14 protein-coding genes are annotated in these 15,524 nt (G+C 37.9%); 5 read left to right on the top strand and 9 right to left on the bottom strand.

Annotation, left to right across the window (positions count from 1 at the left end; all coding sequences use genetic code 11):
• Positions 1-107: 107 nt before the first annotated feature.
• The 4 genes from C9J40_RS13565 to C9J40_RS13550 all read right to left on the bottom strand — a co-directional run bounded on the left by C9J40_RS13565 (position 108) and on the right by C9J40_RS13550 (position 3,769).
• Positions 108-1,376 carry an O-acetylhomoserine aminocarboxypropyltransferase/cysteine synthase family protein gene (locus tag C9J40_RS13565; RefSeq protein ID WP_107247203.1) on the bottom strand — a complete coding sequence of 423 codons (1,269 nt, stop codon included), beginning with the start codon at positions 1,374-1,376 and terminating at the stop codon, positions 108-110.
• A gap of 127 nt (positions 1,377-1,503) precedes the next feature.
• Complete coding sequence (locus C9J40_RS13560; RefSeq protein ID WP_107247202.1) at positions 1,504-2,457, bottom strand: DUF523 and DUF1722 domain-containing protein; 954 nt, start codon at positions 2,455-2,457, stop codon at positions 1,504-1,506.
• Positions 2,458-2,582: 125 nt separating this feature from the next.
• The gene (locus tag C9J40_RS13555; RefSeq protein WP_107247230.1) at positions 2,583-2,798 is read right to left on the bottom strand and encodes a TIGR02450 family Trp-rich protein; all 216 of its coding nucleotides are present in this window, start codon (positions 2,796-2,798) and stop codon (positions 2,583-2,585) included.
• Between the two features lie 23 nt (positions 2,799-2,821).
• The gene (locus C9J40_RS13550; RefSeq protein WP_107247201.1) at positions 2,822-3,769 is read right to left on the bottom strand and encodes a DUF523 and DUF1722 domain-containing protein; all 948 of its coding nucleotides are present in this window, start codon (positions 3,767-3,769) and stop codon (positions 2,822-2,824) included.
• A gap of 234 nt (positions 3,770-4,003) precedes the next feature.
• On the opposite strand from C9J40_RS13550, the gene C9J40_RS13545 reads away from it, so the two are divergent.
• Positions 4,004-4,192, top strand: coding sequence for a hypothetical protein (locus C9J40_RS13545; RefSeq protein WP_107207186.1), 189 nt, complete (start codon positions 4,004-4,006; stop codon positions 4,190-4,192).
• A gap of 112 nt (positions 4,193-4,304) precedes the next feature.
• On the opposite strand, the gene rlmF is transcribed toward C9J40_RS13545, so the two are convergent.
• On the bottom strand, positions 4,305-5,327 hold the full coding sequence (rlmF, locus tag C9J40_RS13540) for a 23S rRNA (adenine(1618)-N(6))-methyltransferase RlmF (RefSeq protein ID WP_105062264.1): 1,023 nt from the start codon (positions 5,325-5,327) through the stop codon (positions 4,305-4,307).
• Positions 5,328-5,613: 286 nt separating this feature from the next.
• Between rlmF and C9J40_RS13535 the strand changes: the two genes are divergently transcribed.
• Positions 5,614-6,834 carry a transporter substrate-binding domain-containing protein gene (locus C9J40_RS13535; protein WP_107247200.1) on the top strand — a complete coding sequence of 407 codons (1,221 nt, stop codon included), beginning with the start codon at positions 5,614-5,616 and terminating at the stop codon, positions 6,832-6,834.
• A gap of 78 nt (positions 6,835-6,912) precedes the next feature.
• Here the strand turns inward: C9J40_RS13535 and viaA are convergent, their stop codons facing one another.
• Together viaA and C9J40_RS13525 are read right to left on the bottom strand one after the other, a co-directional pair.
• Positions 6,913-8,370, bottom strand: coding sequence for an ATPase RavA stimulator ViaA (gene viaA, locus C9J40_RS13530; protein WP_107247199.1), 1,458 nt, complete (start codon positions 8,368-8,370; stop codon positions 6,913-6,915).
• A 73-nt stretch (positions 8,371-8,443) separates the two neighbouring features.
• Entirely contained in the window at positions 8,444-10,102 is a 1,659-nt protein-coding gene (locus C9J40_RS13525) for an ATPase RavA domain-containing protein (protein WP_107207190.1), read from the bottom strand.
• Positions 10,103-10,405: 303 nt separating this feature from the next.
• On the opposite strand from C9J40_RS13525, the gene C9J40_RS13520 reads away from it, so the two are divergent.
• Positions 10,406-11,233: a phosphate ABC transporter substrate-binding protein gene (locus tag C9J40_RS13520; RefSeq protein WP_107207191.1), complete on the top strand. Its 828-nt coding sequence runs from the start codon at positions 10,406-10,408 to the stop codon at positions 11,231-11,233.
• Between the two features lie 107 nt (positions 11,234-11,340).
• On the opposite strand, the gene C9J40_RS13515 is transcribed toward C9J40_RS13520, so the two are convergent.
• On the bottom strand, positions 11,341-12,201 hold the full coding sequence (locus tag C9J40_RS13515) for a sulfurtransferase (protein ID WP_107247198.1): 861 nt from the start codon (positions 12,199-12,201) through the stop codon (positions 11,341-11,343).
• Between the two features lie 44 nt (positions 12,202-12,245).
• Positions 12,246-13,082 (bottom strand): DUF5718 family protein, encoded by an 837-nt coding sequence (locus C9J40_RS13510; RefSeq protein ID WP_107247197.1) that lies wholly within the window; start codon positions 13,080-13,082, stop codon positions 12,246-12,248.
• A 194-nt stretch (positions 13,083-13,276) separates the two neighbouring features.
• On the opposite strand from C9J40_RS13510, the gene C9J40_RS13505 reads away from it, so the two are divergent.
• Together C9J40_RS13505 and C9J40_RS13500 are read left to right on the top strand one after the other, a co-directional pair.
• The gene (locus tag C9J40_RS13505; protein WP_107247196.1) at positions 13,277-14,410 is read left to right on the top strand and encodes a trypsin-like serine protease; all 1,134 of its coding nucleotides are present in this window, start codon (positions 13,277-13,279) and stop codon (positions 14,408-14,410) included.
• A gap of 151 nt (positions 14,411-14,561) precedes the next feature.
• Complete coding sequence (locus C9J40_RS13500; RefSeq protein ID WP_107247195.1) at positions 14,562-15,500, top strand: siroheme synthase; 939 nt, start codon at positions 14,562-14,564, stop codon at positions 15,498-15,500.
• The last annotated feature ends 24 nt before the right edge of the window (positions 15,501-15,524 follow it).

Genomic DNA, 15,524 nt, shown 5'->3' with positions numbered 1-15,524 from the left:
GATTGAAGTTAGAGTTGTATCACATCAAAAAAAGAGGTGGTGAGTAGTAATTAGAAATAAGCTAAGTATTGTGGCAATCAAAATAATGATTGCCACATTGAAAAACGCTATGCGTTAAGTGCTTGTTCTAAATCAGCAATGATGTCATCAATATGTTCAATGCCGATAGAAAGTCTTATCATTTCAGGATGAACACCAGCTTGGCTCTGTTCTTCTGGTGTCATTTGTCGATGTGTGGTTGAGGCAGGATGACAAGCCAGTGATTTAGCATCACCAATATTCACTAACCGTTTAAACAAACCGAGTGCATCATAAAAACGAACACCTGCTTCATAACCATTTTTCAGTCCGAACGACAAGATAGCAGAGGGTTTACCCTTGGTATATTTTTGTGATAACTCGTAATAATCCGAATCAGGAAGACCAGCATAGTTAACCCAACTAACTTGGTCATGGTTAGCGAGATATTGTGCAACTTTAAGTGCATTTTCAGTATGTCTCTCCATGCGTAATGGTAAGGTTTCCAAACCTTGCATCAGCATAAACGCATTCATCGGAGACAGCGCAGCACCTGTATTTCTTAGTGGCACAGTTCGCGCTCTACCAATAAATGCCGCTTCACCAAACGCTTCATTATATACAACACCATGATAAGACGGTTCTGGTTGGCTAAATACAGGGAATCTATCTTTGTACTGTGTCCATGGAAATTTCCCTGAATCAACAATAACGCCACCTAATGTTGTTCCATGTCCGCCCACATATTTAGTCAATGAGTGAACAACAATATCAGCGCCAAATTCAATTGGTTTACATAGCACAGGTGTTGCAACAGTGTTGTCGACGATAACAGGTACGCCTTTATCATGTGCTAACTGAGATACTCTTTCGAGATCAATGATGTTACCACTAGGATTACCAATACTTTCACAATAGACCGCCTTGGTCTTTTCATCGATTAACGCAGCCATAGATTCTGGTTTATCATCTTTTGCAAACCGAACTTCAATCCCTTGGCTTGGTAACATATGAGCAAATAACGTATAGGTTCCGCCATAAAGTTGTGGTGTTGATACAATATTATCCCCTGCTTGAGCTAGGGTTAGAATCGCATAGTTAATCGCCGCGCTTCCAGCACTGACCACTAAACCCGCAATACCTCCTTCAAGCGCAGACATACGTTTTTCTAATACGTCATTGGTCGGGTTCATGATACGGGTATAAATATTGCCCGGCACTTCAAGATTAAAAAGATCAGCACCGTGCTGTGCATCATCAAACTCGTAGGCTACCGTTTGATAAATTGGTGTTGCGACTGATTTAGTTGTCGGATCGGTTTCGTAACCACTGTGAATGGATAGCGTTTCGTCTTTCATTTTTCTACCTTGAATAATTGAAGAGAATAATAAGTATACAGACTACATTTAATAATCTATTGATGTAGCCTAATGGTTATTTTAGTTCAACATATGGCGTTTATATCTTAAAAACCACAATACGTATTTATAATGAATAACGTAACTTCAATGCTTCAGGATAAGGCGCTAAATAAGCTTGTTTTGATAAATACTCATTAGGGTTTAATGCTAAATGATGATTGATGAGTGTTAACGGTGCGATTAATGGCAGGTTACCTTCACGATAGCGCATAATAACATCGCGTAATTCTGCTTTTTGTTGTTTATCTAAATTACGTTTAAAGTAACCTTGAATATGTAGCAGTACATTCGTATTCGTTTTGCAATTTGAACGATGCTTTAAACCGTCCATTAATAATTGACGATACTCTACAAAGAACGCATTAATATCGTTCCATTGATGACTTTTAGCTAATAACTGACCAAGCTTACGGTACGTTGCTGGGTGGCTTGCCATCAACGCTAATTTATAACGAGCATGGAATTTCATTAATTTATTACTAGTAATTCCGTCCTCACCTTTAACACTCTCATATAAATCATTAAGTGCATAAACCCGAAAAACAAAGTTCTCCCTTAATACCGGATCACATAAGCGACCATCTTCTTCAATCGGTAACCAAGGCATTTTCTGCATAAGGCGTTTAGTATAAATACCAACAGAACCGCCAGGTACTGAGTGACCATTATCAAGATAAAGTTTAACTCGCTCCATACCGCAAGAAGGCGATTTGGCACATACAATGTAACCACACAATGTTTCTAATGAAGGTAAAACATTATCAGTAAATTCATTCATTTTGTCAGTATAATCAAGTGTATTATCTTTACTATCAACTAAACGAATATCAATGCTGTTATCCAATAAACGAATAACTGGACGTGGGATTGTCATGCCTATGCCAACCTCTGGACAAATAGGCTTGAACTCAAAATAATCACTTAACTCTTCGTCTGCGAATTTGAAACGCTTATGACCACCGTCAAAACGTACTTGTTGTCCTAAAAGGCAACCACTTATTCCTACTATAATCGCCATAAATACTCCGTGACACTTAACAACAATACCTTCTTATGCTTAAGGTGAAAATAATTTTTGTTAATATTAAAAGTAATCATTCAATGATGAATGGTTATATCTTTTTATTAATAACAATACTTGCATTATTTCCACCCTTGATGCCATAACGAAGTATTTCTTAAATCTTGCCAAATGATCATAAATTCACGTTTAGACATTATTGCTTCCATCGTGCAATACAGAACTTTACCTTCTTCGTTAATTTCAAGTTCAGTAATAATAAAATGTTTTTCTTTATTTTTAGTGACTGCAGCAGTCCACTTACTGTTTAACAACTTTTTAGGGTTGAATTGATTCACTATATTTACCCTTAATTTCATTATTACAATGAGAAACGAAGCTTTAGTTTTTCAGGGTAAGGAGATAAATATGCTTGCGTTGCAAGATATTCATCAGGGTTTACTGTTAAGTGATGATTAATAAGTGTTAGCGGGGCAATTAAAGGAATATTTCCCTCACGATAGCGCATAATTACATCACGTAACTCTGCTTTTTGATCCTTATCTAAATCACGTTTAAAGTAACCTTGAATATGCATTAACACGTTGGTGTTATTTTTACGGCTTGCACGGTTTTTCAGAGCGTCCATAAATTGCTGACGATAAGTTAAGAAGAACTCAATTAAATCATCCCACTCATGAATTTTCGATACTAAGCGTCCAAGCGAACGATAAGACTCTTGATGATGTGCCATTAAGCAAAGTTTGTAACGAGAATGAAACTTAATGATTTTTCCTCGAGTAATACCACCGTCAACACTACGATAGAGATCATCAAGTGCATAAACACGGAAGATAAAATTCTCTCGCAGTACTGGATCACATAGTCGGCCATCTTCTTCAATAGGTAACCATGGCATTGCTTCCATTAGACGCTTGGTATAGACACCAACAGATCCGCCTGGTACTGAGTTACCATTTTCTAAATACAATTTAACTCGTTCCATACCACAAGAAGGTGATTTAGCGCACACCACATAGCCACGTAACCACTCAAAACTAGGTATAATTTCATCGGCGAACGCCTTCATTTTATCAGTGTGATCAATAGCATTATCTTTACTATCAACAAGCCGTACTTCAATGCCATTATCTTGTAAACGAATCACCGGACGCGGCGTAGACATCCCAATAGCCATTTCAGGACATACCGCTCTAAAGCTGAAGTATTCAGCTAAGTCTTCTGCTACAAAACGATTACGTTTATGCCCGCCATCAAAGCGTACTTTCTCGCCTAATACACATGAACTGATTCCTACAGGGATACCCATACTCGCCTCCAAAGTTGTACAGTTATTTCTTGTTGTACAATCAATGTAGACAAATAGATCACCTTGTACAAGTTTTTTTTATTGTATAAGTATTGTGATGACGAATGAGAGCGCCTATAAGGCTTAAAACACACTTATCGTTAATATTTAATTAACAATACCTTAACTTGATCTAAATCATCATGATGATTTGGAAAGAAGCTTATTGTTAACTTATTGTTAACAGGAGGTGGTATGAAATTAAGAAAAGATAAAAGATGCTATACCGATCTTTGTATTAACGGTAAATGGTTCCATCATGATCACTGCACAAATACGGCTTATATGCTGAAAGGAGGTGATTCTCCTCTATTAGAATTGGCAAGAATACCGCAAACAGAGAGTGAGCTTATTGGACTGCTAGAGGAAGCAACATTAAATTAACATAGTGGTATGTTCTATGATTCTAATTCTGTGTAATCTTTGGATATTAATGAGAACCAATCATAAAGCGATGTATTGATAAATACATCGCTTATTTATAGCAAAAGCTAAATTAGCTCCAGCGCTCTTGGCGCCATTCTTGTTGCTGTTCTTCGTTTAAGAACGTCCAAGCAATAAGACGTGAGATCTTTTGACCTTGTGACATTTCAATAGTTTTTACCGAAACCGCACCCACTTTCTCAAGTTGCTTGTAAAGTACACCTAAGTTTTCTTTCTTCGATACTAAGGTTGTAAACCAGAAGCACTGTGTAGACTTACTTGCACTTTGATTGATCATTTTTTTGATAAAACCGACTTCACCGCCTTTACACCACAATTCAGCTTTTTGACCACCAAAGTTTAATACAGGTGTTGTTGATGACTTCGCATTATTAAAAGCAGGCGATACTTTACCGCGAGAACGAGCTTGTTGTTTCTTATTCGCATTTGCTGCAAGGTTACGAACTTTTCGTTCAGAACCTGCCATTGCTTCTTCTTCAGAGCTATGGAATGGCGGATTACATAACGTAAAATCAAACACTTCTTCATCATTGATCGTATCTGTAAAGATATTATCAGCATTCTTTTGTAGACGAATTTGAATAGCGCCTTTTAAACGTGGATTGTTACCTGCAATGAATTTTGCTGATTTCACAGCAAGAGGATCGATCTCTGAACCAACAAATTGCCAGCCATAAACACGATGTCCAATAATTGGGTAGACGCAGTTTGCACCGATACCAATGTCTAAACCACGAATACCTTTACCTTGAGGAATCGCCCCTTCGTTAGATTGCGCTAATAAATCAGCAATGTAATGCAAATAGTCGGCACGACCAGGAATTGGAGGACATAAAAAACCAGCAGGAATATCCCAATGATCCACTTGATAAAAATGCTTTAATAACGCTTTGTTTAATGTTTTAACTGCGAGTGGATCGGAGAAGTTTACAGAAAGATCACCATAAGCATTTTCGCTAACATGCTGATCTAACTCTGGGGTTGCTTTAATTAGTGTCGCAAAATCATAACGCGCACGATGTGGGTTACGTGGGTGTAAGCCTTGCTTAGGCTGTGCGTTTTTCTTTTGGGTCATCTTTGCTTCTCGCAGAATTGGATCTTATCAAAGCGCAGCATTGTACATGCTTATCGATGATAAACTTAGTGTTTAAGGTGTTAATGATTAAATAAATGGCTAAATCGTCCACTTATTATTGCTATATCTTAATAATTTGACGTGTTGTTTAGTTCTAAAATACAAATTATCAGCTCTTACCACTGCTTATTTGTCATTTTTAAGTCCAATATCGCATCAGTACAAAAATCAAAACAAGAGAAAGGATTTATACTTAATAATAAAAACAACAAAAGGATAGTTAATAATGTCGCAAGAAAATACTTTTGTTATTTACTGTTCTCCACGCCTCGCTAAGTACCCTCACCTGCCTTTACTCGTGCTATTAATCGTTATTTTTGCGGGAAGTTATTCACATATCGCCATCGCAAATACACCAGTGACAGCAATAACGGATACCTCAAAGTCAAACCATCAAGCTGTTGATACATCACATGAACTGACAACGGCTGCGTTAAGCAACAAGGAACTGGTCATCGGCACTTATATTTGCCCTCCTTTTGTTATGCAAGATCAATTTGGTGAATATACAGGATTAAGTATTTTACTATGGCAGCAAATAGCTGAAAAGTTGGAGATCCCTTACACCTTCAAAAATTACCCTTTAAAAGATCTATTACAAGCGGTTGCGGCAAAAGAAATCGATATTGGGTTATCGTGTTTATCGATCACACCAGAACGAGAGCAAATCATTGATTTTTCGCACTCTTTTTACGAAACGCATCTTGCAATTGTTGTTAAATCAGCCAGTCATTTCGATACATTTAAAAGTATTATAACTAACAGACATCTCTTAACCATTATTGCTATTTTTGTCACGGCTGCGGCAATTATCGGTGGCCTCTATTATTTATTAGAGCACCGTGTTAATGACAAGCTTTACTCGATGCGTTCAAGACCCGCGCAATTAATTGAAGGTTTTATTCTAGGGTTGTTATTTATTACCAAAGGACCTTTTAATTATTACGAATTTAAAACGCTAACAGGACGAGTACTAACCGTTGCACTGGCGGTTTTCACAACCCTGTTTATTGCCAGTATCACCGCAGTTTTAGCCAGTACATTTACTATCGGATTAATTAATAGCGATATAAAAAGCCCCAACGATTTAGCGAATGTTAATACTGGCGCAAAGACCGCTTCAACGTCGTCGCAATTTTTAACTCGTCACAGTATTGCCCATCGTCAATACGACACAGTCGTTGAAATGTTGGATGCTTTAGAACGTGGTGAAATCGATGCTGCCGTGAATGATGATGCAATAATAAAATATGAACTAAAGATCGCAAAACAAAACGGTAAATATGAAAAATTAACTGTCTTACCTTATCAATTTGAAAAGCAAAATTATGGTATCGCGTTAATAGAGCAAAGCCCTTACGAAGAATCAGTAAACCGAGAATTACTACAATTTAGGCAGAGTAATGAATGGCGTAATGCATTGCTTGAATACTTTAAAATCAAATAGCGCAGAACATAAAAAGAAAAAACAGATATTTGCGCTATAGCGTTACAGGATTAAGCTATAGCGCGAATAATGTAAACATTAACGAATACGGAATAATTTACCTAGTTGACTTAATTTAGAAGGGTGATAAGACCAACAATGATCGAACATCTCTAAAAGTTCTGGATTGCCGTATTTTGACAGGTTAACGGCATGAAAACGGTTCTTCTGGGCTTTCAGTTTTTCTACTCGGCTTAACATAGCCTCAGGCTGGCTAGGCGCAATAAAGTCAGATAGCACCACGAGATCAGCGTTTTTATATTTACCGTCACTCATCAAATCAATCGATTGATCTAATACAGGACCAAGATCCGTACCGCCATGAAATGAATAAGATAAAAAGTTAACCACTTCGCTTAACCCATCTTGCTTCGTCAACTCGTACGTAATCTGTTGAGTTGAAAACATAATGACATAACAATCACGTTCATCAGCAAGTGCTATTTGCATTAAGCCATAAGCCAGTGCTTTGGCACAATTTTCAGGGAAACCCGACATAGAACCTGAAGCATCAATACAAACAATAAATGGGCCTTTATCTTGATCTACCTGTTTAGTTTGTCGCTTATACGCTTTTACCTTACGTAGTTTACGCTGCGTACCTTGCATACGGTAATTCATTAAGCGTTTATCGGCTAAGTGTTTATAGAACACCACTTCTAATTCAGGATAGGCTAAAAACATTGCTTCATTAGGTAAGAGTTTGGCGAGATCGTCACTTTCATGGATCCCAACAATATCATCAGTGACATTGTCACTTTTCTCTTCCACCAGCTTAAGTTCTTCTGCTTTTACGCGCTCTTTATTAGGATCATCGACTTCACTGGCCATACGCCCTAACTTCTCAGCAATATCTTGCAAGCCGTTATTGTTTTTTAAAAACTTAGCAATTTTCTTCATGACATCGACATCAGTCTGCGTCAATTTCGCTTTTGCCATATCCCATAAACGACCGGCCTTTTTCTCATCTCCAGCTTCAGTTACTTCTTCCACTTGCTTTAACGTTTCAATACGCTGATACAAGTCTTTCAACAAATCTTCTTTATTTTCTTCAATTTCCGATTCTTGCGCTTCTTTTAAGGCATAAGCAATATACTCATACCACTTGTCACAAAAGAATCGTTGTAACATCGGGTTATGTTTCTGGTGTTCTTTGGCTACAAGATTTTTTGCTTTGAAATAAAACGAAGACTGCCCTTCCAGCTTTTTTACGACGTCATCAGCATGCTCGATAAAATAATCTTGATCCCATTTACAGACTTGTTGATAAAGCTCTATTTCGTCATGAAACCGTTCTACTACCGTTCCCTTAGCGGTTTGACGGATCATTTGCCCTCGCCATTTCATGACTTGGTTTTTCATCGCCGTTTTAACACCAGGGCTAGATTCTGCCGCCATTAATAACTGCGGACGTACCATGACTTCATGAACAGCACTATCAATAACGCCTGATTCAGCAAGCATCAATGCGAAGTTTAATCCTTCAGAGACTGGCATACGCGATTCTCCTTTTTCGTGCCTACCGTTAGGTGTTGATTACACCTAACGATAAACTGCTTAACAACAAGCATTATTTGGCAAAATACTCAGAAAGATGGGTAATGCGAAATGCACTCTTTTCGACAAGCCCTTTAAGCTCTGCCACTTTATCTGCAGCATCACATAGACTTTGTTCAATCAGTGCAGGAAAAGCATCATTGATAAAGTTATGCGGTAATGCTCCGTGGAAACTTGCACGTGACTTTTTAATGTTATGCTCTGCATCAACTATTTTTGCCATGGCACCGTCAACACCGTCTTGCCATGTTTGTTGCTGAGTTTCAGTGATACCTTTATTACCTGCAATGCCTACTAATACCGAGCGATTAGCAATATCTTTAATGGTTAGGCGGTTTTGCGCATCAATTTCAAATTGTAAGCGACACAAATGCGTGTTCTTATTTACAAAACCATAAATATCACATTTACCCGTCCTAATTTTCTTATCAAACTCATCACCATCTACGTATACCCATCGGCTATCACCCGGCTCTTGTTCCGAGACTGATGGATTTTGCTGTAGCATCACCAATTTGATCATACGAGGGTTGTTGTTAACGTTAAATCTTGCGGCTGTCGCAAAGTTATATTTAAACCACTCTTTACGCATAGTGCTTTCTTTAGTAAAAGGCACAGCCAATTTTTCAACGACATCATTGTTAATCTTATTGATGATAGTTTCTGCTTCATTAGCGTCTAAACTTGAGTGAGTCTGATTAAAGGCATGTTCTGTCGCGAATGTATTAATGATATTACAAATAACATTACGCGATTCTGGGCTATGCCATAAGCAATCTTGCAACAGTAACAAATCAAGTGGGTTGATTTCACTACGACCATTAAAAAACGCGCTGGCTTTTAATAGCCGTACCGACTTTTTCCAACGTCGATCAGAGATATACAACTCACTGTCACTATCAATCACATCGGTTTGATTAACATGCTCTTCAACCATTGATTTAAGCTTAAAGATTTGTTCAAAGGTCTCTTCACTTAATTGGATCTCATCAATATGCTGCTGCCAGTTAACATACTCTTCATCTTTAATAGTGAGACTTGGATCTATTTCTTGTAGTGTTGGCCCTTCCCCCATCAATAGGGCTTTAAAGTTCTTTTTCTCTTGAATACGATTAACGAATACACGAACGAGCATTCGATCATATAAAGCATCAAGGCCACTATCTTCATCAGGTAACTCGTTAGATGCGGTGATCAACAAGCGCATAGGTACAGGTAGTATGTCTTGACCATTTTTGAATGTACGTTCATTAACCACTGTTAATAACGTATTTAGAATAGCAGGGCCGGCTTTCCAAATTTCATCAAGAAAAACCACTTGTGCTGTCGGTAAGTAACCATCAATTAAACGGACATATTTACCATTGTCTTTTAACTCTTGAATAGATAAAGGTCCAAACACCTCTTCAGGTGTTGAAAAACGCGTCATCAAGTAATCAAAAAATTTGCTATCATCAAAAGCCTGAATTAATCGTTTTGCAATTAAACTTTTTGCGATCCCTGGTGGCCCTAAAAGAAAAACACTCTCTCCTGCTAATGCCGCAAGCAAACACAGCTTAATCACTTCCTCACGTTCATAAACGCCATTAGAAAGCCCTTTAATCAATTTTTGAATCCGTTCAGATAAAATTGCTTTATTCGGTGATGTTGCTGTTGTTGCCATTTTAAGCATATAACCAACCTTGTGTATTTCCTACTAACGCTGTACGGCGCCTACCTCAATCATTAAATGTAAATCCCTACACTTAATGTTACATCTGTTAATCGACTTTAGCATTTTACTAAGTTGATTCAAAATTTTATCTTATATTGGCAATGATATTAACTATATACTCTCATGGCATTAACCTTTTACAGTGACTATTTCTAGTTACTATTAACTCGCCAACACATGACTTTTAGTTATGAGATTCACAAACCTGTCACACTATCGTAATAACATACGCTCGAAATAATGAAGCTCATGGAGTAAAAAATGCTTAAAACCGTAATTCGCTTACTCGCATTAGGCGTATGTATATCATTCAATGTACAAGCAAAAGAAACAGTCACCGTTGTTGGATCTACATCGGTAAGTCACATTATGGATGTGCTTGCAGATACCTACTCGTCAACGCATAAAGACACCACAATTGAAGTTCAAGGTATCGGTTCAACCGCGGGTATTAATGCTGTTAAGCAAGGTGCCGCTGAAATAGGTATGAGCTCCCGTGTCATTTCTCGTGCTGAATTAGATAATAACTATAAAGCCATTACTATTGCTTATGATGGTATTGCGCTTGTAGTAAATAAAGCGAATCCGGTAACAAATCTGACGCGTGAGCAACTTATTGCTATTTACCAAGGTAAAATCACTAACTGGAAATCAATTAACGGTAAAGATTTAGATATGGCAGTCGTGAGCCGTGAAAATGCATCAGGCTCTCGTTTTTCATTTGAACACTTTTTTGGGTTAACCAAACAAGTTTCTGGCTTTACTGTTTCTAATATCAGCCCACGCGTACTGGTGGTAAGTACCAATGGCATGGTGAAAAGTTTAGTTTCACGTAATAAACATGCAATTGGCTATGTCTCTCTTGGCTCTGTTGATGATTCAGTCAAGGCTCTCTCGTACGATAATGTTTTACCGACTGCTGCCAATATTGAATCAGGCGAATATAAAATTGCTCGACCGTTTTTGTTGATGTTTAAACAAAAAGGCTTAGCCAATGATGCGCAACAATTTATTAAATTTGTCCTTTCTAACCAAGCGCAAAGTATTATCAAAGATAAGGGCTATGTTGCTATTGATGAGAAAGCCTGATCGTTACAAATTAAATACCTCACCTTAATAACCAATAGAAATAAGGCGGCAGTATTAATTATCATGCTATTACACTGCTCGCCTTTATATTTCTATTTTAACGATATTTATTTAACAACGGGGTAACACTCAGTTGCACCCCATTCTGTCCACGAACCGTCATAAACAGTGAGCGCTTTACGGCCAATCAAATTTGCAGCTAAAGCTAAAATGCATGCTGTCACACCTGAGCCACAGCTAAAAATTAAACGCTGTTCTGGTGTTGATAACGCATCAAACTTGGCTTTTATCTCTGCTAGCGCAATAAAGTGGCCATTATCAAGCAATTCACCAAACGGTAGATTTTTTGCATTAGGCATATGACCACTTCGAATGCCCTCACGTGGCTCTTTCACTGAGCCCAAGAAGCGTGCACGTGGCCTTGCATCAATCACAGCAACATTTTTATCAGTGAGTAATTCATTAAGGTGTTTAGCATCTATCACCCATTCTGATTGTAACTGGGCGTTAAAATCCATTGGGATTATATTTTCTAGTTCACCTGATTCGAGTTCAAGCCCAGCTTCTATCCATGCAGGTAACCCACCATCTAAAACAGAAACATTATTGTGTCCCATCGTTTTAAACATCCACCAGCCACGTGGCGCTGAAAACATGCCTAAGCTATCGTAAATCACAACATGGGTATTATTACTAATACCTAGTTTGCTTACCTCGAGTGAGAACTGCTCAGCCGACGGTAACATATGCGGTAAATCGGTATCTGGATCGGCTAGCTTGTTATTAAAATCAAAAAAGCGTGCACGTGGAATACGTTGTTCAATCAGCTCTTGCTCTGGAGAGCGATCAACGCCAGGCATAAAAGACGTAGCATCTAATACGACAAGATTGCTCTGTGCATTATTCGCTAATGCTTGATGTAACCATTGCACTGAAACTAAGTCTTGATGTGGTACTGATGTCGACATGACGGATCCTTTGTTTATGCTATTAACCAAATTGATCTTACTACTTAATCAACAGTTTGTACCAATACAGATAGCCCATTACTTTGCCAATCATTGTTTTCAGCCATACGCAGTACATCTGCACTACTATATAAAATGCCATCATATACAACCACAATACTGGCATCGCCTGGTTGTAAGAAGTGTGTTTCTCCGTATGGTGTATAGCGAGTTGCACCAATACTAATAATGGCTTGCTTTGGGTGATCAGCTTGATTTAGTAGCGCGTTAATATTTTCAGTTGGCCCAATATCCTGCTGGTGATTCATACGTTCAATAACCCAATCAAGCAGCTTTTGGTGAAAGTAGCTATATCCAACTACTGGGCTATCTTCACCATAGCAATGAAGTTGACCATTAGAACGATGAAAACTTGCGATACGGAAACGATCTAATATCCCACCAGTTTGGAAATGGTCGATATCAATCAAGGTTTCTGAAATCCCTTTACTGTTTGCTCCCCAATTCTTTTTCTCACTAATTTTATTCGCATCAGGCTTTCTAATAGAACAATCATTATACGCTGCAAACTGACGTGGAATTAAACTAACAACATTGATTTCACCAGTACTTTTTTGTTGATATTTAATATCACAAATAAGCGCAACTTCGGGCTCAATCTGTAAATTATCAGCGTTGTTTGATGGCGTAATGCGCGTAGATGAAAGTGGGTATACCGTTAAGAATGAATTTGTATTAGAAGGCACATAAAAAGGAAAAATGCCTTTGGGTTGAACTTCTTCTTTTACTTCTATATCTAAAAAATCCCTCGCTTCACCCGCTTGTTCTAAATGCCCAGCAAAGTTACCTGCAATACCAAAACCAATACATGATTTAAACATAACTCAATCCAGATAATGAAAATATATCGTAGATTCTAAATTCATCAGCAAAATTTTTCTGGAGTTCAGTTATCACTATTATGTATCGAAAATAATACAAATTCATTTTTTTGCGATAAATGACACACTACTAGTAATTTTTTAAACAGTTGTAGCTACGCTTTAATAAACAACAGTTCAAGATGGAGCTGCACATGACATTGCATTTATGGCTAAAAAAATTAACGTACTTAGTCGGTATTTTTGCTGCTTTTAGCTACCAATCATCTGCGTTAGCGAATACACCAGTTAATGCGCAAGCAACAGCCAAGGCCATTAATGGTACCGATGCTACCCTTTATGATTCACAACTGATCCCTTGGCAAGCTGCACTCAAACAAAAAGGTTTCGACAGTGTCAGCTGTGGCGCTGTTGTGATAAGTGAGTATTGGTTACTAACAGCAGCACACTGCAACTCATCAAACATTAGTGATATTGCCATCGTTGGTACAAGCATGATTCAAGATGGTAATTTTGCAAATCTTGATAAAAAGCATTTTTTTAATATCGTAAAGAAGATCAGTCATCCTAATTATAATGAAGACAATTTTATCAATGACATAGCGCTCTTTCGCGTTAATCGTTCAATGTATGGTATTGCCCAGTCAGTTAAACTAGCTACTCCTAATGAACAAATCATAGCTGATAATATATTCAGCAACACTTGGGCGACCAATATGGATTCTCCTGTCACTGCTATTGCTTCTGGTTGGGGAGACACTCTTAGAAAAGGTTATCCAACTACATTACAAGTAATTAGTTTAGCCGGTGTTCCTGATAACCAATGCGTTGGGCTCAATATCGGTAATGAACATATTGTCTGCGCAGATTCAAACATTAATGGCTTAATTAAAGATGTATGTAGCGGTGATTCTGGCGGCCCGCTTATCTGGCAAAATCATCAAGCAGTATCTGATAGTGATAAAGGCATTCGGTTAATCGGGTTAACCAGTAATGGGGCAAAATGTTCAAATCGAAATGACAACCCAGAAAACCAATATAATCAGCTTACAGGGCAATATACCCAGGTTTCTACCCATCGAGATTGGATAGAACAACAAATACAAGATTATGATAATTCAACATTCACACTTAATGATTCCTCATTACAACCAACGCTGAATATCGATCCTTTTGCCGTAATAAAAGATCCTTCAAATAATAGAGACAATACGCAAACTGTCGTAACTGCGGCTGCAGAACAAACAGAAAGTGGCGGTACAGTAACCTTTTATAGCCTCCTGCTAACTCTTCTCATACTTTACTATCGCCGAAACCAAGGTAACTAAACACAGCTAAATGATTACAATGTTAAACTTGCTCTTAATAATCTTTTCATGGTACTAAATTAGTAACCTTTATGAACTGATTGATTTCTTAGTAAACATTAGCTTGTTGCACAACTCAAAATAAAAATGAGCGATTTGACGGATATACGAAATGGATTTTTTCCCTGTTTTTCTAAAGTTAACCCATAAAAAAGTATTAGTCGTGGGTGGTGGTGAAGTGGCCTGCCGCAAAGTAGATCTATTACTTAAAGCCCAAGCTAACATTACGCTTGTCTCGCCAGAGCTTCACCCTCATCTTGTATCACTACTCGATGAAGGTAAATTTGAATATCTAAAAGCCCGTTATAAAAAGTCACTTCTTACACAATTTGACCAAGTTTGGGCGACAACCGATTCTCGTGAACTCAACCATCAAGTTTATCATGATGCTAATGCATTAAAGATATGGACAAATGTTGTTGATGATCCTGCATATTGTGATTTTATAACGCCATCCATGATTGATCGTTCACCAATGCAAGTTGCCATTTCAAGTGGTGGCGCATCACCTGTTTTGGTTCGTTACTTACGAGAACGTTTCGAAACACAATTACCACAAAACTTAAGCTTATTAGCTCATTATTCAGGACAGCAGCGTACTCGAATAAAACAGCATTACAAAACCGTTGATGAACGTCGAAAGTTCTGGGAGACATTCTTTCGTCTACCAGCAGTTGAAACAGCAACAACAGAGCAAGAATTAGAACAGGCTTTTAGTGAATTATTAGCATCATACCAAGATACAGGCGCTAACTTGTATTTAATCGAAACAGGTAACGACCCTGAATTATTAACACTGAAAGCATTACGTTTGATGCAGCAATCAGAGTTTGTTCTCTACCCTGAAGGGAAGAATGATATTTTTGTCGACCTTTGCCGTCGAGATGCTGATCGTGAAAGTTACGAACACGAGAACGTCATCGCTCGTGCGAAACAATTACTGAATGAGGGAATGCGAGTTTGTGTATTAGCGTCTAAAGACCAACACCGACCAGCATTGAAAAAGCTGTGTATCGAGCGTAATGGTATTTTTGTGCCTAGTCATAGCTAATACATCGTAAATAGACAAATATAA

The organism is Photobacterium sp. GB-72, from assembly GCF_003026095.1.
Classification (GTDB): domain Bacteria; phylum Pseudomonadota; class Gammaproteobacteria; order Enterobacterales; family Vibrionaceae; genus Photobacterium.
Note: the sequence above shows the minus strand (reverse complement) of the source record. Positions and strands in the feature narration are given on the sequence as shown.